The organism is Nocardia sp. NPDC004654 (genome assembly GCF_040609595.1).
Lineage (GTDB): Bacteria > Actinomycetota > Actinomycetes > Mycobacteriales > Mycobacteriaceae > Nocardia.
In genome coordinates this window covers 182333-201731 of the sequence record NZ_JBEXKI010000008.1, presented here as the reverse complement: position 1 = coordinate 201731, position 19399 = coordinate 182333, and the positions used below count along the sequence as shown (strand labels likewise).

The following is a 19399-nucleotide window of genomic DNA, read 5'->3' as shown; positions in this document are numbered from 1 at the left end:
TTTCGCGTATTCGCGCTCGCGATCAGGCAGACTGACCCGGTGCGTGAGGACCCGAGTCGACCAGCCGACGATCCCGACCCGACCTGGGTTCGGACCGAGTTCGGCGCGGCGGTTCCCCAGCATCCGTTCCTGGAACTCGCCAGGGGCACAGGAGACTGGATCCGGGCCCGCCGCCTACCCGACGGAATATACGAACTCCAACACCGCGGCGGTGAAGATCCGCGCAGCTTCGAGCTCTACACCTCCGATCACTGTCTGGTCCGCGACCTGCTGTGCGCCTGGCTCGACGACGCTCCGGGATGGTCCGAGGCCGCGGTATGGTCTCCGGTCGACCCGGCGATCGAGGAACTCGAACGGGTGCGCAGCGAATTGTCCGGGCTGCTCGGCGGTTTGACGATGCTCGACGACCTCGGGGCGGGACTGGATCTGGCGCTGGCGCGCGCCGACGAGCTGATGGGCGATCTGGACGCCGCCGCGCTGGATCAGCCCTGATACCACCATGCGGTGGTGGCGATCTCGGCGCGTTCCAGCGGCAGGTAGGTCCCCGGATCCGACCAGCCGAGCGCCTGCACGGTGACGCGCAGCTCGCTGTGGAAGCAGATCGGGTCGCGCACGTGCCACCGGTACATGCCGAACCGCTGGTCGGCCTCGTAGCATCGGTCGGGCGGAAGCACCTGGGGCAGGCCGAGGTACGGCGTCGAGTAGGTGCGGTAGCGGCCGTCGATGTCGAAGTTCCACGCGCCGCCGAAGTAGTCCTCGGTGCCGGTGCCGCAGATGCTCGGGTGGTCGGTGTCGCCGTCGAGATAGAACTTCAGCTCGCCCTCGCCCCACCACCCCGGGTCGCCGGGCCGGATGGCGAGATAGGTGCCCACGTAACGCCCGTGCCCGGTGACGCCGTCGAGGACGGTGTGCACTGCGGGGTTCCCCAGCGGTGCGCTGCTGCGCCACGTGGTGTGCAGGTAACCGGCCTCGTCGGGCACGTCCTCTTCGGTGTAGGTGATCTGGTAGTAGACGGGCACCGCCCGGCCGGAGCCGTTGTGCAACGTGATCCGCGCGCCTCGGCGAAAAGGCATGGGCCAGTAGCTGTTCAGGCCGCCCGCCGGGGCAACCACGATCATCTCCGAGTTCACCAGTGCGAGCTCGTCCCACGCGTTGCAGAAGAAGTCGCCGAGCGGCAGCCGGACGGCGGGTCGCGCCGCGTCGTCCCAGTGCATACGCAGGGTCAGCTCGCGCAGTGCGGTGCGGTCGGTCGTCATCCAGAAGTGGCGAATCACTCCCGGGCCGGGCACGTCGGCCAGGATCGCGGTGTCGCCGGGCTCGAGCAGGATCGACGGCGAGACCTTCCATCCGACGCCCAGATCACGGGCGGCGTGTGCGCCGGTGCCATCGGTCGCGCGGGCCCCCATGCCGGGCGCGCCGGTGGGATTCTCCGCGCTGATCGACCGGGTACGCGCGGCATCGAGCCGCCACAATTCCGATGGTGACCCGGCCGCGGTCACAGCCCGGGCCAGCCGTACTGGACGGGTCCGCGCGCCGGTCCGGCCATGCGGGCGGATCCGCCCACGGACGCCGCCACGGGCTCGGCCTGCTGCGGGACGCCGCCTTGCGCGGCCATCTCGCGGCGGACCTGATCCATGTCCAGCCAGCGCACCTGCTGCACGACCTCCTCGAGATCGGCGGCGGGCAGGAACCCGGCCTCGGAGTACACCAGCAGGCCCTCGCGGAAGGCCATCAGCGTCGGATACCGGTCGACCTGCGCCATCGCGGTCAGCGCCACTTCGGCCTCGGTGTCGACCTTGCCGTGCACGATGTCGGGATGCTGATCGGACGACGCCTCGTACACGGGCGCGAAGTGGCGGCACGGGCCGCACCAGCCCGCCCACCAGTCGATCAGCACGATGTGGTTGCCGTTGACGACTTGGTGAAAGTTCTGCTCTGTCAAGGTCACTGTGGGCAATTCGGGTCCTCCCTGCCGGTTCTGCCTCATGCATCCTGGCACGACGTCCGAGGATCAGGAAGGCGGGTGCGCCCGGCGTTGCTCGGCCGCCAGGAAATGCGCGATCTCGGCCGTCGCGGTGTAGAGCTCGCGATAGCGCCGGTAGTACGGCTCGTAGCCGGCGGTGCGCGCCGGATCAGGGACGACGGTGTCGGCCACCGGGTTCCACGCCGAGGTGTCGAGACCGGCCGCGGTGGCAGCCAGCATGGCGTCGCCCAGGCACGCGCCGATGGTATCGGCGGGCAGCTGCTGGGGTAGTCCGGTGACCTCGGAGACGATCCGCGTCCACAGTCCGCCCTTGGTGCCGCCACCGACGGCGACCAGCCGCCGCGCCTGCCCGCCCGCCTCGGTCATCGCCTCCAGGTTGTGCCGGACGCCGTAGGCGATCGACTCCAGCGCCGCGCGGTACAACTCGGCGCGGCCGTGGCGTAACGTCAGCCCCGCCACGACGCCGCGCGCGTCGGGATCGAACAGCGGGGTGCGCTCGCCCGCGAAATAGGGGAGCGCCAGCAGCCCGCGGCTGCCCGCGGGCACCGCTGCGGCCTCGGTCACCAGCTCGGTGTAATCGCCGCCGATCAGATCGCGCAGCCATTCGGTGACCGCGCCGGAGGTGGCCATGCCCGCCGCGAGAGTGTATGTGCCCGGCCATGTTCCACAGGTTCCCCAGAGGCCCGGATGCGGGACCGGCTCGGTCAGCACCTGCACCAGGAACATGGTGGTGCCGTACATGATCATGGCGTCGCCGGGCGCGCGCACGCCGACGCTCTCGGCTTCGGCCCAGGCGTCGATGGTTCCGGTGGTGACCGGAAGACCCGCGGGCAGGCCCGTCGCCGCGGCGGCCGCCGTGCTCACCCGGCCGACGATCTCGGTGGGCCAGGCCAGTTCGGGCAGCGCCAATCCGGGCGCCACCGCCTCGGCCCAGTCCGCCGCCCACTCCCGCTTGCGTAGATCGTAGAGCGGCACGCACTGGCTGGCGGATTGGTGATCGAGCACGTATCGGCCCGTGAGGCGATGCACGAGAAAGGAACTCGCCATCAGCAGCAGCTCGGTCCGGTCGGCCACTTGCGGTTCGTGCCGCCTCAGCCAGCGGAGTTTGGGTCCGACCGCCTGACTCGTCAGCGGCGAACCGGCTCGCTCCAGTACGGCGTCAGCGCCGAATTCCGCGTTCAGTTCGGCGATTTCGGCCGTTGCGCGAGTGTCGACGCCGTAGAGGACGGCAGGCCGCAACGGATTTCCGGCGCCGTCGGCGGGCAGCATGCACGGCCCGATACCGGACACCGCGAGACCGTCGATGCCGGTCACGCCCGCCGCCACCAGCTCGGTGGTGATCGCGATGAAATCCGACCACCACACCGTCTCCGCGTCGTGCTCCACCCACCCCGGACGCGGCGTCGAGACGGCATGGGCGCGTTCGGCTCTCGCGACCACCGTGCCGTCCGCGCGCACCAGCACGCCCTTGGAGGCCGAGGTGCCGATATCGATGCCGAGGAACACGCTCACCACCCTTCCTGGTGACCGGGCGCGGTCATCGCGAGTCGCGGGTGAACTCGTCGAGCGTGACGCCGAGCAACTCACAGGTCGCACGCACCGCCGCACGGTGGTCGCCCGGCACACCGTGAATGTGGTTGGCGCCGAAGCGGGACAGGAAATCCTCGGCGCGCGCGTCGAGCCGGGCGAACGCGTGCGGCCACTCCCTGGTGGACTGTTTCATCAGCGATTCGTTGGTCTGCTCGTCGTAGGTCTCGAACTCGCCGAGCATCAGCTGCATTCGGTAGTCGCCGTCCTTGCGGGTCAGCCGGGCCAGAGTCATCGTGCCCGGCGCGGCGAGGTGGTGCACCGACGCGCCGCCCGCCGGGAAGAAGAACACCTCCGGATAGAGGTGCACCCGGGCGAGGTTCTCCGCCGGATCGGCGCTGCGGGCGGCGAACCAGGTCGCGTGCTGACCGGAATTGCACAGGTCCCAGATGTCGCGATCGGCGTGGTAGTGCCGGACGTCGGCGAACAGCACGGGGGTGCGCGCGAGGTGCTTGAGCAGTTGCATGGTGAGCGCGCCGTCCATGTCGGCCTCGGTGGCGCAGACGTGGGTCTCCTTGGGGCCGTTCCAGTCGTAGGGGTCGTTGAGGAACGCCTCGGTGACGTCCATCGTCGCGAAGTACTGGGTGAGCTCCGGCTGGCCCTTGATCCCGGAGAAATCCAGCCGCCACTGCGCGATCAGCTCACGCACGGCCAGGTACGAGCGGATCTGTCGCTCCAGCAGTTCCGGGGTGAGTTTCGCGCCGTCGTAGTGCACGGTGGCGTGGCGTTCCAGCCACTCCCGCGCGGCCTTGGCCTCACCGGCGTCGGCGCGCTCGGCCCGGCGCACGATCTCCCATTGGTCGATCTCCTCGACGTCGATGCCGAACAGCCGCTGCCACTGATCGGTGTTGGCGACGGCGGTGTTCATGCCCATCGGCCGCCCGCCGAAGCGCCCGAAAGTGCTGCCGCGCAACGCCGAGACCGCCGCGGCCGCCGTGGCGCGCACCCCGATCGCCTCGATCAGCGCGGCATCCTCCGGGTCCCCCCACAATCGGGTGTGCGCGCGACCGATCTGATCCAGCGCGCCGCCCGCCGCGAGCATTCCGACCATCCCCGGCTGCACCGGGTCGATGTTCGAGAGCAACAGCAGCGGACCGGGTGTCGCGCCCGCGGCGAGCATGCTGAAGTGCGGGAAAGCCCAGACGGCGTAGTGCAGCACGGTGAGGTCGACGCCCGACGCGGCCACCTGGCGCGCCACCGATCCGGCCAGCGCGTTGTCGCTGATGATGTCCGTGCCGCGCACCACCTCGTGGCCCGCCTCGGTCAGTGCGGCGACGAGACGGTCCTCGGTGGTGCGGATGAAGTCCGCGATGCCGGTGTGCACATAGTCGCGGCCGTCGGAAATGCTGATCACGCCGATACGGGCCATGCCGTTACCTCCCCGCGGGTGGGTGGGCGGATAGTCGACTCGCTCAACAGATACCAGGCGACCCAGCCGGATCGGCGCCTTTTCGGCGTAACGGAGCCGGGATCGTCACAAAGGCACCGGGCTCAGCGCGGCACGGCGATGCCCGCGGGCGGCGGCGGGAAGGTGAGCGGCGCCAGGTGGACACCGCCCTGTCCCCAGCCCGCGCTGCTGACCCACCAGCGGTTCGCGTGCCGGACGACCTCGGCGGCGTGCGCGGCCACGTGCCCGATCTTGTCGCCGATGCGGAAGCGAAAAGGGTTGTCGCTGCGGAAGATATCGGTGCCGACGTAGCCGGGCCGCGGGCCGATGAACAGGTACCAGCGGTCGTCGTGGCGCACCACGAACGGCGACTCGGTGTTGCCCGCCTCGGTGCCGATCGTCGGATCGGCGTAGGCGATGTGCCGCTCGCCCCAGCGCCACAGGTCGGTGCTGAGCCGGTAGGCGACCACGTGGTGACCGCCCTCCGGCGCGCTCGTCGCGCAGTAGTACATGGCCCACTTCTCGCCGATGCGCAGCACCATCGGGTCGCGGGCGTCGTAGCCGTCGCGGAACAGCGGCCCGCCGGGCGCGCGCTCCCAGCGGACCAGGTCGGTGGAGGTGGCGAGGTTGATCGCCGCCCGGGTGCGGTCCGGTCCGCCCGCCGCGTAGAACATGAAGTACGTTGTGCCGGAACGGATCACGTACGGCGCCCAGAGATGGGTCTCGCCGTGGTATCCGGGATCGACCGTCAGCGCGGGCTCCTGTTTCGTCCACGGGCCGAGCAGATCGGGCGCGGTGGCATGCGCGAACTCGATCTCGTGGAACGGATCGGCGGGCTCGGGGTGGGTGATGCCGAACAGGTGCCATCCGCCATCGCGATCCCGCACGATCGTGTGGTCGTTGATGTACCACGGGTGCGCCGCACCCGCGCTCGGATCGTAGATGTTCGTGAACCGGCCCGCCCGGACCACTTCCCGCGTCGCCATACGACCATGATCCCGCGGACGGGCGACAGGTGTGGCCGATGGGCGGCCTGTTGAACGGTCCCCGACTCAGGACCGGGTTCGAGTATCGGGTGCCGCGGTCGACACCGGACCGCCTACCAGCCATACACGGAGAACGGTTCGCCGTCAGCGATCGAACCCAGCGCCGCCCGGCAATACGCGATCATCCGATCGGGCAGTTCGGTGAGTGCAAACCACGCCAGCGCATCGCACTTATCCGGTTCCTGATTGCTCGGAATCCCGGCCCAGGTGCTGACCAGGAAGAAGAACGCAGCCCGGCCGCCGGAACTGGAGTTGTGCATCACGTGCGCGAATCGCACGTTTTCGGGAGCGATCACCACCCCGATCTCCTCGGCGGCCTCCCGCACGAGTGCCTCGACGATCGACTCATCGGACTCGAGGTGACCGGACGGTAAGTGCCAGGCGCCGTCTTCGTATCCCGTGTTGATCCGGCGCCCGAACAGATAGCGCCCCTGATCATCGACCAGCACCAGGTGTACGTCCCCGACCAGCTTGTGCCGCCCGGTCACTGTCGCGCTCACAACGTTCTCCTCTCGATTCACCGAACGCCGGCCGGCGCGCCGACGTACGCCACGACACGAGGCTTCCTAGCGATAAGGGGTCCAGATCGTGGTGGTGTCAGCGTTGCGGAAGCTCATGAATCGCGTCGCCCATTGCTCAGACAACGACGGGTTCGTTCGGAGCACCGGAAGCACGCTGGTAACCAGCTGTAGCTCTCGGAGTTGGCGTAGCACCGAGAAGTGTTGCCATTGAGTGATATCAACGCCGTATTCCTCGATGATCTGCTGTTGGTAGTTGGTCGCGTATCGGAACCGAATCTGTCCCACCGCAATAGGCGTGAGGTCCCATTCGCGAGGCCCGTAAGCGGCCGAGTCGAAATCGCAAATTACTGAGCCATCGGGTCCGGCTATCAGGTTTCCCACAAAACCGTCGCCGTGGATGGGACCCCATGGAAGCTGGAAGTCGATGCGGGTGAGCAACTCTTCGGTTTCGTTGCATTTGTCTTCGAGGAAGCGCTGGTCACCAGGGGCAAGCATATCCTGTTCGACGATGCGCTGGCGGATGGCGAGCAGTGGCCGCCACTGCGGGAGGTCGAACGAAGGAGCAGGCAGTGCGTGGTATCGCTGCAGGATCCTGCCGAGGTCACGGCCGTCTGGAGCTGTGCCGGCCCGCTCGACAGGGACGTGGTGCCAGAACGTGATGTCACTCTGATCGAGTTGGAGAGGTTGTGGAAGTTCCTCGATCAGGCGAACCGAGGGCATGTCGTGGCAGGCAAGCCACCGTGCCACCGCGATTATTTTGGGCACCCGTTTCTGGACTGCTGCTGATCCAGGAATGCGGACGACGACCGGCGCAGAGGCCAGTGCCCATACCGCATTGTTCGTGAACTTGATCAGTCGCGCGCCAGTGGGATCGAGTCCGACTGCGGCGCAGGCGTCGTTGAGGGCTCGTGCGGTCCAGTCGGTTTCCGCATTCGGTTTGCTGACAGCAGCTTTGGTCATGCAAGAGTCCATAGAGAGTCAATGGCCTGGACAAGATCTTGCAGATCCGGGTTGGCTTTCCGGTGGCTGGCTATCTCGCGTAACGGCGCCAAGCGGTCGACTGTCCGTATCGATCGTACGGCTGATGCCGACGAAACGGCTTCGTAACCCGCACGTAGGCCACGCTCCTTGCTGCCGTTGCGCAGGTGAGCTGTGGCGAGGGCGATCAGCTCGAAGGTTCGGCTACGCGTCATGTCCGGGCCACGCATGCCGATCGCACGGCCGATGTGGTCGATTGCGTCATCGAAATCTGCGGTGGTCGCGCTCGGCATCGTGGTGAGCGCGACGCCATGGGAGGCGTGCAGGTCGGCCTCCCCGAAGAATCGGACCCACGCCCGGGCGCTCTTCGGATCGGACCGAGCGAATTCATCCTGTGCTCGGCCGAGGGACCGGAACATCAGTTCTCGGTCATCGAGTTGGGCGTAGGCCGCCCCCTCGTTGGCACAGAGCATCGCGACTGTGATGGTGCAACCGGAGTCTTGTGCGGCGATCTGGCCGAGCTGGAAGAACCTCAGTGCTTCCAGGGGCATGCTCCGATGCAAGTGGAGCCGCCCCATTCGGTAGAGCACATTTGCCGCCAGCGAATGGTCGTCGCCTTCTCGGGCGAGTTCGAGTGCCCGAGCAAAGTGACGGCGGGCAATTCGGTACATACCGACATCGAAGGATGTCCACCCGGCGAGGTTGTGCAGGTCCGCGAGCGCAAGAAGCAGCTGCTGGCGGGTGTGGACGGTGCAATCAGCCTCGAGGAGTTGTTGTGCCCAACGCACTTGTGCCGCGACGGCGTCCCGGCAGGCGCCTCCGCCGTGTCGATAGTCGATGGCGCGCATGGCGGCGGTGATTGCCTGAACGTGCTCGATGTCGGATGGGCCGATACGCGTTGGCGCTGGCGCCGTTGCGCGGTCGAACGGTTGCCACCAGACAGCTATCTCGCTAACCGCTGTACCCATCGTCACGTTCGCGGCATGCGACAGCAGATCCCGAACCTCTTCGCGCTCCGAAGCATTGATCGAACACGTAGCGGCGGCAAGATCCAGCGCGGTCTGAGTCGTTTCGTCGTAGGCGAGGCCCATGTAACCACGCGGAATGCCGAGCCCATCGGCGATTCTCGTCAGTACGTCGTAGGCCATGATGCGCCGTCCTCGATACAGAACCTCATACACCTCAGACGCACTCTGGCCAGTGAGCCGAGCAATCGCGCGTTGCGATATGCCAACACGTTGCAGTAGCTCGTACACCATTTTCAAGTTGCGCGAAGCCAGCGCCTCTCGCATCTCTCGGTGTTCCCATAGGGCCGAACCGATTTGCGCTGGTTGGTTGTGGTCCACGTTCATCGCGACTCCATCATCGTAGGGCGCCGCCAGCCGAATCCGACGGCGTTCAGACTAGTCGACTGCTGATCCGCCGGGAGCCCAGTGAGCAAATCGACTAGCCGCGCTAGTCGATCGATCTACTGGCGAAGCTGATCGGCTATCGGGCTTACCGCCGTTTGCGTCTGGCTCGATGCTGGGTGGTACGGCAAACCACCCGACAGGGGGCAACGGATATGACAACCAAGCCGAAAGTGGCGGAAATACATCCACTCCCATTGAATGACTGCGAGTGGGAGCCTGATCGCTTGGACTGGGACACAGCGCGGCGGCTATGGGGATCTCATCGAAATTGCACGCCGGAGTGCAAGGTGCAGCTTGCGGCCGGTGCGGTGTTGTCCAACAGCCCGGATGAGGACTGATCGCCCGTGGCCTCAATCGAGTTCTACGGGTCGCCGGTGATGGGTTCAGGCGATATCGCGGCCATCTCTTGCTGGAGCGAGGCTGAGGCGCGGAAGGCGCCGAGATGCCTTCTCTCGGAAGCGTCGAACCCGAGCGAATCCAGGGCGTGGTGATGTTCGAGCGTTGCCATTCCGCTCACGAGGTGGCGTATGTGTATCGGGGACTGGGGTTCGCGGTGTCGTGCTTTTACGGGCGGGTGTCGTTGACCGCGACCCCCACCCTGGGGGCGGTGGCAATGCCCGCAGGCTTGGGTGCGCAGGTGCGTGCACACCTCGAGGAAGAGAGCCGGTGGGTCGCGATACCGATCCTGAGCTACCCACGGGCGCAACGTGAATGGGTCTTCCTGGTCGGTCCCGCGTGGGGCGGCAAGCTCGGTGAGCACACCATCGCGCAGCTCGAGGAGCGCGGGGTTCGGATCCTCGAGTCCGGGCAGCGCGTGTGGCTGCCGATGACCGATCACCCGACCGGGTGGTATTGGGTGTCGCAGCCGCTGAACGCGAAGACGATGCCGTCGCGGACTTCGGTGATTGCGGTGGCACGCCAGTTCATCGCCAGCTCTGAGCTCGCTGCGGCGTGGCGGTGACCGATGCGCGCCTTGCCAGATCCAGTCGGGACCGTACACGAGCCGGCGGGCGCCGAACGGGCCACTGCGACGTTGTTTCCCCCAGGTGAGGCGCTGTTGTCGGCGATTCGCGGCCACCACGTCGGCGTCCACCCGCTGGAGAAGATTGCCCACAGATTCGGGTTGTTGCATCAGCACCGACTCGCCAGGCCAGTCGATGAGTGCCGTTGCAGCAGTGTTGAACTCGTCCTCGCGGTGGATGTGTGGGTAGCCGATCGCTTACCGGTGCCGCATCCGGCCGCGACCCTGCACACCGAAACCCTCGGCACGGTGATCGACCGGCTCGCCGAGGCGCAGGTGCGTGCTTACCACCTGCTGATGACCGTCGATCCGGCCGATCCGATCGTGCACGCGGCCTGGTATCGGCTGGCCGAGCTGGTTGACGGCTACACCGATCTGATCACCGAGGTGACCCAGCGTGCGCGCCGCCTGCCCGCTTTGCGAGATCGACGCTGAGCGACTCACGGACTCACCGACACACCAAGCTCGAGGAGGGGAAATGATCAGTCAGACAACAGTATTGGCGCGCATGCGAAAGCTGCTCGCATACCTCTTCCTGGCCATCATGGTCGACAGGCCGGAATGCCGTGCCCGAACGGCGAGTTGGCCGACGACGAGAGCACTCGACGCACACTGCCTCCCTGGCTGTGGCCGGACCCTCCTTGGTGAAGCCGACTCCAGCAACCTCTTCGAGCACCCCCGGACTGGCCTGACAGCCCCGCAACGAGGACTTGGCGCTGCTGTCGGTGATCAGTGAGACCCGAGCTCGAATCCATGAACGACAACCTGAGTAAGGAACCTATGAAAACGCCTTTGCCCTCGAAGGACATGGTCTCGAGCGCGTGCGCGGGACCATCGTCCTCGACCACCTGGTCCTACAAGCCGCTCAGCAGTTGGCCAGCCTGTACCGGGTGCAGGAGCACACCGACGCCGACGTGATCGACCGCGAGCGTGCGCGACTGGTCTGCCTCATCGACGTGTGGGTGGCCGCGGAGCAGCCACCTGTCTTCGACGCCGCATACGTGCACTCGGAGACCGTCGGCATGATCGTCGATCGTCTGGCCCGACTTTCCGTCGATGCCGGCGCCGCTGCCCAAGGGCCGTCTCGGTGTCGCGGCTTCGTCATGCACGGCATGGACTGGCTATGACCATGTTTCGGTGGACGGGATGTTGATCGAGACCGACCGGATCAGCGAGGCCGGCCCCACGTGCGGGCGATTGCCATGATTCGGCCCTTCCGATTGTGATCAGTCCTCGACCAGCACCCGGCGGAGATCGGTCAGCTCGCGGTCGGAGAGGCCGTGTGCTCGGAGCCAGCCAGCCGCGCCACCGTGGTCGATTCGCAGCCGTTCGAGGAACTGGTTCATCACACCGGGTTCCACCGCGAGGATTCCGGTGCGCACCGGAGGTAGGCCGTGGTACGACGGGAGGGCGTCGAGGCGGGCACGCACCCGTGCCATCCGTTCGCCGGAGAGGGCGTAGTCCGCGGCGATGAACTCCGCGGGCACGCCGACGGCGTCCAGCAGCACCGCGGCGAGCACACCGGTGCGGTCCTTGCCCGCGGCGCAGTGGAAGACCACCGAATGTTGTTCGGTGTCGGTGATCAGCCGGATAGCGGACAAGACGGATTCCACGCTGCCGTCCAGTAATTCGCGATAAAGCGCGACCAAGTCGTAGTGCTTGGCGTCGGGCACGAGGTCGGCTGGGGTGGCCGTGGTGGCGGCCGCCTTGCGCACGGGTAGGTTCACCAGCCGGACGGCCGCGGCCCCGAGCAGGCCGTAGCCCTCCCGCTCGACCTCGTCGGGATTGCGCAAGTCGATCAGGGTGCGCAGGCCCACCTGCCCGGTCAGCAGGATCAGATCGTCCTCGGTCAGATGCTGCGGAGTGCTTGCCCGGTACACCGTGCCGAACCGGGTGACGCCGCCGCCCGACACGGGCAGCCCGCCGAGGTCGCGGACATTGTCGATCTCGGCGAATTCGACCCATCGCCGCGGGGAACTGTCGGTGTGCATGGCGGTCAGTGGGCCCGGCCCGCCGCGGCCTCGTCGGCGCGGCTCAGCCCACACAGACCGATGAGGTCTTCGTGCAACTCGAACCACACGGTGTGGTAGCTGTCCATGATCGGACGCGCCACCCAGGTGTGGTCGCCGCCGTCGATGCGCTCGACCGCCCGGTCCAAGCGGCCCGCGTACCGGGACAACCGGGGCGCGATCTCGCCGATCCGGCGCACCAGCGGCACGACTTGGCCGTGCACGGTGCGCAGCCGATCCAGCACCGCGGCGTCGTAGGCGGCGTCGGCGTGGTCGTTGACGGTCGCGGCGTCCTTCATCTGCCAGGCGGTGATGATCTCCTTGAGTTCGGCGTTGAACGCGCAGAATTCGTCGTAGGCGGTGGCGATCACGCTGGGATCCACCGTCTGTCGTTCCGCGGCGAGCAGGCGGGTGAGTTCGGCGCGGCCCTCCGGCGTGAGACGCACGCCGACCGGAGTGCTCGCGCACAGACCACGAGCGACGAGATCCGCACAGCGCTCTCCGGTTTCGGTGGCGTCACCCGCCAGGCTGTCCGCGACGGCGTCGGGGGCGACCCGGCCCTTGATGCCGATCAGGCGAAGGAGGTCGAGGTCGGGGGTGGTGTGCTGCTGCGTCCGGCTGCCGCGCGGGGTGGTGTGCGGCAGAGCCTCGTCGGACGCAGGCGAAGTCCCTGCTGTCATGTGTCCATTTTCGGCCGAACCGGTTGCCGGGAAGGCGTTTTCGCCGTCCCGTGTGGCGAGCAGTCCGACCAGTTCGTCCGGATGAACCGCGGCCCAGCGCGCGAGCTGCGCGACGTCCTCGAGCACAGTGTCCTCCACCGCTTTTCCGGTGACCTCGCCAGGCCACACCGCGCCCGCACCGCCATCCACGGTGACCACTCGTCCGGCCAGCGCCGCCACCACGCCCGGCCCACAGCCGACCACGCACGGCCTGCCCAGTTCCCGGCTGACCAGCGCGGCATGCGAAGTGGCTCCGCCGAGTTCGGTGACGATGGCCCGCGCCGCGATCATGCCGTGCAGGTCGTCGGGACTGGTGGTCGGTCGCGCCAGGACGACGTCTTCGCCTGCGGCGGCGCGGGTTTCGGCCTCGTCGGGATCGGTGACGACGATGCCGGAGGCCAGTCCGGGGCAGGCCGACTCGCCACGGGCCAGCGGCGGCTGATCGGTCTCGATGCCCGAGGCGGGTCGCAGCACGGTGCGCACCTGCTCGGCGTCGACGCGCGACAGCGCCGTCGCCGGATCGATGAGTCCCTCGCCAGCCATGGCGACAGCGGCGCGCACCGCCGCGCGAGCCGACCGCTTCGCGGGCCGCGACTGCAACAGCCACAGCCTGCCGGACTCCACGGTGAATTCGATGTCCTGGATATCGCGGCCGTCCCGTTCCAGCAGGTCCGCGGCGGCGAGCAGCTGCCCGTGCACGTCGGGCATGGTGACCGCGAGGTCGTCCAGCGGTCGCGGGGTGGTGCGGCCGGAGACGACGTCCTCGCCTTGGCCGCCGACCAGCCATTCGCCGAACACGGCGCGCTCACCGGTGTTCGGATTGCGGGTGAACAGCACGCCGGTGCCGGAGAGCGCGTCCAGGTTGCCGAACACCATGGCCTGCACCGTGACCGCGGTCCCGAGATCGTCGGAGACACCGCGGCTGCGGCGATAAGTTTTGGCGCGCGCGGAATCCCAGGATCGAAAGACCGCGGCGACGGCGCCGCGCAGCTGTTCCCACGGATCGCGCGGGACCGTGCCCAGCGGATCGTCGAGCACGATCTCGCGGTACTGCGAGCGGAACCGGCCGTGGGTGTCGGCGGCGTACCCGGGATTGCGCGTCTCGGCGGCGAGCGCGCGCTCGACGTCGTCGTTGATGCCGAGGTTGAGAACCGTGTCCATCATGCCGGGCATGCTCACGGCCGCGCCGGAGCGCACCGACACCAGCAGCGGACGTTCGGTGTCGCCGAAACGTCGGCCGGTGCCGCGCTCCAGCGCCGCGACGCCCGCTCGCACCTGGAGCCAGATCTCCTCGCTGAGAGAGCCGCGCGCGCGGAAGTCGGCCCAGCCCTCGGTCGTGACGGCGAACGCGGGCGGCACCGGCAGGCCGAGCGCCCGCATGTGGTCGACGCTCCACGCCTTGCCTCCGATGCGGTCGCGGCTCAGGCCGCAGGTGCCGTCGAGTTCGGCAACGGACGGTGCGGTGCTCTCCGGGGCGGCGCGTTCGGGTCGCTCCACGGGCTCCACTCCGATCGTCATGTCACTCCTTCTGGGTTCACGTTCTCGACTCACCACCGCGGTCGGCGGGGACGCGGGCCGATGACCGGCGTGCCCGCGGAACGGCACACCGGCGTGCCCGGCGAACGGCACGGGATCGGCGCGACTTTCAGCCTGCCCGCGGGTGTCGGTACGTGCGTACCCGTCGTCCCGGTCAGCAGGACGACATCGGACCTGCCGGGCGCGGCCAGCGGTCCGATGTCCGTCCCTGCCCGCGCATGGCCGGAGCGAACGCGGAGGTACGCCTATGTCGCGTCGGTCAGGCTGCGGCGCAGGTAGTCCGCGGTGATGGACCGTCGATCCGCCAAGAGCTCCGTCGGCGTCCCGGCGAAGACGATCTCACCGCCGTGCTTGCCGCCGTCCGGCCCCAAGTCGACGATCCAATCGGCCCGCTTGACCACCTCCAGGTCGTGCTCGATGACGATCACCGTGTTGCCCCCGTCCACCAGGCGGTCCAGCAGCGTCACGAGGGTGTCCACGTCGGCCATGTGCAGCCCGGTGGTCGGCTCGTCCAGCACGTACACCCCGCCGCGGCGGTGCAGGTGATCGGCCAGCTTGATGCGCTGCCGTTCGCCGCCGGAGAGCGAGCTCAGCGCGCGGCCGAGGGGGAGGTAGCCGAGGCCGACGTCCGCCAGCGCCCGCAGCGGCGTCAGGATGCGCGCGTCGTCCTGCTCGTGCCAGAACTCCAGCGCCTCGGACGCCGTCATGTCCAGCGCATCGGCGATCGACGCCCCGCGCACCTGGTAGCCGAGCACCTCGGGCCGGTAACGGCGGCCGTGGCAGGTCTGGCACACCGTGGTCACCGGATCCATATAGGCGAGGTCGGTGAAAATGATTCCGGCCCCGCCACATTCGGAGCACGCGCCCGCGGAGTTGAAGCTGAACAGTCCGGGCTTGACACCGTGCGCTTTGGCGAACAGCTGCCGTAACTGATCCATGATGCCGAGGTACGTCGCGGGACTCGACCGCCGCGAGCCGCCGATGGGCGACTGGTCGACCGCCACCGCGTCCGGATGCGCCGCGAGGAACGCGCCCGACACCAGCGTGCTCTTGCCCGACCCGGCCACCCCGGTCACGGCGGTGAGCACGCCGACCGGAAACCGCGCGGTCACATTCTTCAGGTTGTACCGGTCGGCTCCCGTCACCGCGAGCCAGCCTGCGGGCGTGCGCGGACGCTTGTTGACCGGTCGCGTCTCGCGCAGCCGTTCCCCGGTGAGCGTCCCGGAGGCGCGCAGCTTCTCGACGCTGCCCTGGAAAACCACCGTGCCACCGTCGGCGCCCGCGCCGGGACCCATGTCCACCACGTGATCGGCGACCGCGATGACGTCGGGAGAGTGCTCCACCACCAGCACCGAATTGCCCTTGTCCCGCAACTGGATCAGCAGTTCGTTCAGCCGGTGCACGTCGCGCGGATGCATGCCGACGCTTGGTTCGTCGAAGATGTAGGTCATGCCGGTGAGGCTGGACCCGAGGTGGCGGACGACCTTGAGCCGCTGTGCCTCGCCGCCGGAGAGCGTGGACGTCTCGCGATCGAGGGACAGGTACCCGAGGCCGACGTCCTCGACGCGGCGCAGCCGGGCGATCGCGGCGCCCGCGATGGGCGCGGCCACCGGATCGTCGATCGCGGCTAGCGTCTCGATGAGATCCGACACCTCCATCCGGCCGTAGTCGGCGATGCCGAGTTCGCCGATCCGGCTCGCCAGCGCGGCCGCGTTCAGTCGCGCACCATCGCAGGACGGGCAGATCTGTTCGCTGACCACCGCCATCGCCGCCGCCCGGTTCTTCTCCGAGAGCGCGCTCAGGTCCCGCTTGATGTAGAGCCGGTCGAAGCGTTCCAGCAGGCCCTCGTAGGCGTTGTGGCCCATAGAGCCGGTCTTGTTGAGTCGCGGCACCCGGAAACCGTTGCCGTGCAGGAACAATTGCCACTCCTCGGCGGTGAAGTCGCGCAGCGGCTTGTCCGGATCGAAGAGGCCGGATTCGGCGTAGATCTGCCACTGAAAGGTGCCGACCGCGAAGGGGGAGAAGCGAATCGCTCCCTCGTTCAACGACTTTCCGGCGTCGAGCAGCTTGTCCAGATCCGCGTGCACCACGTGGCCGAGTCCGCCGCACTCCGGGCACATGCCGAGCGGGTCGTTGAACGAATACCGGGTCGCCTCACCGGCGCTCGGCACGCCGTGCCGGGAGAACAGGACGCGGATGATCGATTGGATATCGGTCATGGTGCCGACGGTGGAGCGGGAATTGCCGCCGATCGGTTTCTGGTCGACTACCACCGCGGGCGCCAGGTTGTCGATGACGTCCGCGTCCGGGCGCTCGTACTTGGGCAGTCGGTTGCGGATGAACCAGGTGAAGGTCTCGTTGAGCTGGCGTTGCGACTCCACCGCGACGGTGCCGAACACCACCGACGACTTGCCCGACCCGGATACCCCGGTGAAGACGACGATCTTGCCCTTGGGAATTCGGAGGGTCACGTCGCGCAAATTGTGCACCCGTGCTCCGACGATCTCGATGGTCTCTGCGTTCACCAGCGCCACGGTAAGCACGAATGAGGTCTGGATCGGTCCTCATTGCGCGGCATACTGGGCGCTGTGACCGATACCGCCGCCCGGCTTCTCCAACTCCTCGCGCTGTTGCAGACGCGGCGGGAGTGGAGTGGGCCCGAGCTGGCACAGCGGCTCGGCGTCACCGTGCGCACGGTGCGCCGCGATATCGAGCGGCTGCGCGAGCTGGACTATCCCGTGCGCTCGGGGCTCGGCGCGGTCGGCGGTTACCGGCTGGAATCGGGGGCCGCGCTGCCGCCGCTGCTGCTCGACGACGAGGAGGCGGTCGCGATCACGCTCGGCTTGCGCCACGCCGCGCTCGGCGGTGTGGCGGGCAGCGAGGAATCGGCCGCGCGGGCGCTGGTGAAACTTCAGCAGGTGCTGCCGGATCGGTTGCGCAGGCGCGTGGACGCGGTGCAGACCAGCACCGTCGATCTGGCCGGACCGCCCGCGGGTCCGCGGGTGGATCCCGAGACCTTGGTGGCGCTGGCCGCCTGCGCCCGCGACCACGAGCGAATTCGCTTCTCCTACATCGCCAAAGACGACACCGAGTCGCGCAGGCTGGTCGAGCCGCACAGCCTGGTCTCGGCCGGGCGCCGCTGGTATCTCGTCGCCTGGGACGTCGACCGCGCCGACTGGCGCACGTTCCGCGTGGACCGCATCGCGTCCACGCTGCCCATCGGGGTGCGTTTCGCGCCGCGCGAGTTGCCCGACGCCGACCCCGCCGCCTTCGTCACCCGCTCGCTCGCTCTGGCCCGCCCCGTCCAGCACGTCGAACTGCTGGTCCACGCCTCCGCCGCGGAACTCGCCGACCGCTTCCGCGTGCGCACCGCCGAAGTCGAACCCCTCGACGACCACACCTGCCTGCTCCGCACCACCGCCGACTCCCTCGAATGGACCGCCCTGCGCATCGCCCACCTCGACCTCCCCTTCGAAGTTCGCCATCCCCCGGAAATGGCCACCCACCTCCGCGCTCTCGCCACCAAACTCCTTCACGCGGCTGGTGATTCGAGTTGAGGCCCAGTAGGCCCGAGACGGCAGCGACCCCGATCTGTCCGCTTGCGGTCCGCCGAACCGGCTCTTCCCGCCAGGGACGCGCCTGATATGAAGGTGCGGGTGGGACGTAAGAAGTTGCTGGAGCCGACCCTGGCGGAGTTGCCGCACGGGCCGCACGGCCTTGCTCGTGAGCTGGTGACCGGGTCGCAGCGGCAGCGGCTCTTGTACGGGGTGACGGTCGTCGTCGCGGATCGCGGCTATCTCACCGCGACGATCGCGGATATCGCTGCGGCGGCGAAGGTTTCGCGCCGAACGTTCTACCAGCACTTCCCGGACAAGGAAGCGTGCTTCCTCGCCGCGGCCGAGACGGGTCGGGATCTGATGATCGAGCATCTCGAGCGCGTGATGCGGGAGGTGTTCGCCGAACCGGTGGAGCCGCTCGAGGCGCTGCGGCTCGGAATTCGCGAATATCTCACCCTGTTGCGTGACGAACCGTCGTTCGCCCGCTCGTTCTACCTGGAGACCGCCCCGGCCGGGACGCGGGCGATCGAGTCGTTCGAACGGTGCCAACACTGGTTCGCCGGGTTCATCCGATCGTGGCGTGCGGGGGCAGGCCCCGTTGATCCATCGGTGCCGGACGATGCGTATCTGGCGGTGACCGATGCGACCAACGAGGCCGTCCGCAGGACCCTGCGCGCGGGCGGTGACTTGCTCGAGCTCGAGGACATCGTGCTGTACATCCACCGCACGCTGCTCGGGCTGGCGACCTCTACCTGCTAGGGCACGACTCTGTCGCCCGGCCCGGTGAGGTCGCAGGAAGTATCGTCGCTGGTGTTGCCGCCCTCGGAGACGATCCGCGCGAACACCTTCGCGCAGTTGTCCCGAACGGTGCCGGAGGTGTTGCCCCTGATGGTCGAGTTCCGCAACACTACGGTTCCCACTGGAACATTGATCACATCCGTCAACAGGCGCGGGAGGGTGTCGAGGTAGGCGGGCGCCACGTTGATGCCGCCGCCCGCGTCCGAGGCACTGTTTCCGGTGACGGTCGAACGATCGAAGGTCACCACGCCCCGTCCACGGACGTCGACGCCGCCGCCGCGTCCGGCGAATCCACCTGGGCGGTACCAGACTTCGGGATTGACCACGCGGTTGTCGGAGATCGTCGAGTCGGTGAAGGTGCAGGTGTTGTCGCAGCGCACGCCACCCGCCTCGCCGGAGGTGTTGCCGGTGATGACCGTATTTCTCGTCTGCAGGTCCGACCCCGGCACGTTGAAGATCCCGCCGCCGTACCCGGCGCTGTTACCCCGGACCACGACATCGTCGAGTACGAGGTTCGACGAATTGGAGATTCCGCCGCCGCCGGTGTCGTAGTACGGGATCTCGTGCTGCGCGGTAACTCCGCCGGTCACGGTCAGCCCCGTCAACGTCACGGGCGCGGAGATACTGAGTACCCGGTCGATTCCGTTGGCGTCCAGCACTGTTCGATCACCGCCCGCGCCACGCAGCGTTGTCGGCACGGTGAGGTTCAGGTCTCCCGTGGTCGGATCCGGGTTGCGGCCCTGCACCTTCCGTGGATCGGGAGGGATCGTCAAGATGTAGCGTCCCTCGGGCACCACCACTGTGCTTCCTGGCCGGGCATTGGCCGTCTGAATTGCCGCTCGCA

At 68.0% G+C, this 19399-nt stretch carries 18 protein-coding genes; 6 read left to right on the top strand and 12 right to left on the bottom strand.

Annotated elements, in window-relative coordinates:
• Positions 1-39 precede the first annotated feature (39 nt).
• Positions 40-492, top strand: a complete 453-nt coding sequence (locus ABZV58_RS26270; protein ID WP_355002821.1) for a hypothetical protein — start codon at positions 40-42, stop codon at positions 490-492.
• Here the strand turns inward: ABZV58_RS26270 and ABZV58_RS26265 are convergent.
• The 8 genes from ABZV58_RS26265 to ABZV58_RS26230 form a co-directional block, all read right to left on the bottom strand.
• On the bottom strand, positions 483-1499 hold the full coding sequence (locus tag ABZV58_RS26265; protein WP_355002820.1) for a glycoside hydrolase family 172 protein: 1017 nt from the start codon (positions 1497-1499) through the stop codon (positions 483-485). The two genes, ABZV58_RS26270 and ABZV58_RS26265, sit on opposite strands and share 10 nt — an antisense overlap.
• Entirely contained in the window at positions 1496-1948 is a 453-nt protein-coding gene (locus ABZV58_RS26260) for a thioredoxin domain-containing protein (protein WP_355002819.1), read from the bottom strand. Before ABZV58_RS26260 ends, ABZV58_RS26265 begins: the two co-directional genes overlap by 4 nt.
• A 63-nt stretch (positions 1949-2011) precedes the next feature.
• Positions 2012-3496: an FGGY-family carbohydrate kinase gene (locus ABZV58_RS26255; RefSeq protein ID WP_355002818.1), complete on the bottom strand. Its 1485-nt coding sequence runs from the start codon at positions 3494-3496 to the stop codon at positions 2012-2014.
• Positions 3497-3521: 25 nt separating this feature from the next.
• The gene (locus ABZV58_RS26250) at positions 3522-4940 is read right to left on the bottom strand and encodes an L-fucose/L-arabinose isomerase family protein (RefSeq protein WP_355002817.1); all 1419 of its coding nucleotides are present in this window, start codon (positions 4938-4940) and stop codon (positions 3522-3524) included.
• Between the two features lie 122 nt (positions 4941-5062).
• Positions 5063-5944, bottom strand: a complete 882-nt coding sequence (locus ABZV58_RS26245; protein ID WP_355002816.1) for a glycosyl hydrolase family 32 — start codon at positions 5942-5944, stop codon at positions 5063-5065.
• 113 nt (positions 5945-6057) lie between these two features.
• Positions 6058-6504: an NUDIX domain-containing protein gene (locus ABZV58_RS26240; protein ID WP_355002815.1), complete on the bottom strand. Its 447-nt coding sequence runs from the start codon at positions 6502-6504 to the stop codon at positions 6058-6060.
• A 66-nt stretch (positions 6505-6570) separates the two neighbouring features.
• Positions 6571-7485 carry an aminoglycoside phosphotransferase family protein gene (locus ABZV58_RS26235; protein ID WP_355002814.1) on the bottom strand — a complete coding sequence of 305 codons (915 nt, stop codon included), beginning with the start codon at positions 7483-7485 and terminating at the stop codon, positions 6571-6573.
• Positions 7482-8855 (bottom strand): helix-turn-helix transcriptional regulator, encoded by a 1374-nt coding sequence (locus tag ABZV58_RS26230; protein WP_355002813.1) that lies wholly within the window; start codon positions 8853-8855, stop codon positions 7482-7484. Before ABZV58_RS26230 ends, ABZV58_RS26235 begins: the two co-directional genes overlap by 4 nt.
• A 502-nt stretch (positions 8856-9357) precedes the next feature.
• Here ABZV58_RS26230 and ABZV58_RS26225 point away from each other — a divergent pair.
• The 3 genes from ABZV58_RS26225 (at position 9358) to ABZV58_RS26215 (ending at position 11063) form a co-directional block, all read left to right on the top strand.
• Positions 9358-9876 carry a hypothetical protein gene (locus tag ABZV58_RS26225; RefSeq protein WP_355002812.1) on the top strand — a complete coding sequence of 173 codons (519 nt, stop codon included), beginning with the start codon at positions 9358-9360 and terminating at the stop codon, positions 9874-9876.
• Between the two features lie 3 nt (positions 9877-9879).
• On the top strand, positions 9880-10371 hold the full coding sequence (locus ABZV58_RS26220; protein ID WP_355002811.1) for a DUF4254 domain-containing protein: 492 nt from the start codon (positions 9880-9882) through the stop codon (positions 10369-10371).
• A gap of 386 nt (positions 10372-10757) precedes the next feature.
• Positions 10758-11063, top strand: a complete 306-nt coding sequence (locus tag ABZV58_RS26215) for a DUF4254 domain-containing protein (protein ID WP_355002810.1) — start codon at positions 10758-10760, stop codon at positions 11061-11063.
• A 99-nt stretch (positions 11064-11162) separates the two neighbouring features.
• Here ABZV58_RS26215 and ABZV58_RS26210 read toward each other — a convergent pair whose 3' ends face one another.
• From ABZV58_RS26210 to ABZV58_RS26200, 3 genes are all read right to left on the bottom strand, one after another.
• On the bottom strand, positions 11163-11927 hold the full coding sequence (locus ABZV58_RS26210; protein ID WP_355002809.1) for a tyrosine-protein phosphatase: 765 nt from the start codon (positions 11925-11927) through the stop codon (positions 11163-11165).
• A 5-nt stretch (positions 11928-11932) separates the two neighbouring features.
• A complete protein-coding gene (locus ABZV58_RS26205) occupies positions 11933-14182 on the bottom strand; it encodes a pyruvate, phosphate dikinase (protein ID WP_355002808.1) in 2250 nt (749 codons plus the stop codon).
• A gap of 263 nt (positions 14183-14445) precedes the next feature.
• Positions 14446-16725 (bottom strand): excinuclease ABC subunit UvrA, encoded by a 2280-nt coding sequence (locus ABZV58_RS26200; protein ID WP_355002807.1) that lies wholly within the window; start codon positions 16723-16725, stop codon positions 14446-14448.
• A gap of 63 nt (positions 16726-16788) precedes the next feature.
• On the opposite strand from ABZV58_RS26200, the gene ABZV58_RS26195 reads away from it, so the two are divergent.
• Positions 16789-17757: a YafY family protein gene (locus ABZV58_RS26195; RefSeq protein ID WP_355002806.1), complete on the top strand. Its 969-nt coding sequence runs from the start codon at positions 16789-16791 to the stop codon at positions 17755-17757.
• Positions 17758-17856: 99 nt separating this feature from the next.
• Complete coding sequence (locus ABZV58_RS26190; protein ID WP_355002805.1) at positions 17857-18516, top strand: TetR/AcrR family transcriptional regulator; 660 nt, start codon at positions 17857-17859, stop codon at positions 18514-18516.
• Here the strand turns inward: ABZV58_RS26190 and ABZV58_RS26185 are convergent.
• Entirely contained in the window at positions 18513-19328 is an 816-nt protein-coding gene (locus tag ABZV58_RS26185; protein ID WP_355003099.1) for a hypothetical protein, read from the bottom strand. The genes ABZV58_RS26190 and ABZV58_RS26185 overlap by 4 nt on opposite strands.
• Positions 19329-19399: the final 71 nt, after the last annotated feature.

Excerpts from the sequence above, each read along its gene's own strand:
- ABZV58_RS26225 (WP_355002812.1), top strand. The coding sequence starts at position 9,358 with ATGCCTTCTCTCGGAAGCGTCGAACCCGAGCGAATCCAGGGCGTGGTG.
- ABZV58_RS26250 (WP_355002817.1), bottom strand. The coding sequence starts at position 4,940 with ATGGCCCGTATCGGCGTGATCAGCATTTCCGACGGCCGCGACTATGTG.
- ABZV58_RS26235 (WP_355002814.1), bottom strand. The coding sequence starts at position 7,485 with ATGACCAAAGCTGCTGTCAGCAAACCGAATGCGGAAACCGACTGGACC.
- ABZV58_RS26220 (WP_355002811.1), top strand. The coding sequence starts at position 9,880 with ATGCGCGCCTTGCCAGATCCAGTCGGGACCGTACACGAGCCGGCGGGC.
- ABZV58_RS26205 (WP_355002808.1), bottom strand. The coding sequence starts at position 14,182 with ATGACGATCGGAGTGGAGCCCGTGGAGCGACCCGAACGCGCCGCCCCG.
- ABZV58_RS26210 (WP_355002809.1), bottom strand. The coding sequence starts at position 11,927 with ATGCACACCGACAGTTCCCCGCGGCGATGGGTCGAATTCGCCGAGATC.
- ABZV58_RS26230 (WP_355002813.1), bottom strand. The coding sequence starts at position 8,855 with ATGAACGTGGACCACAACCAACCAGCGCAAATCGGTTCGGCCCTATGG.
- ABZV58_RS26245 (WP_355002816.1), bottom strand. The coding sequence starts at position 5,944 with ATGGCGACGCGGGAAGTGGTCCGGGCGGGCCGGTTCACGAACATCTAC.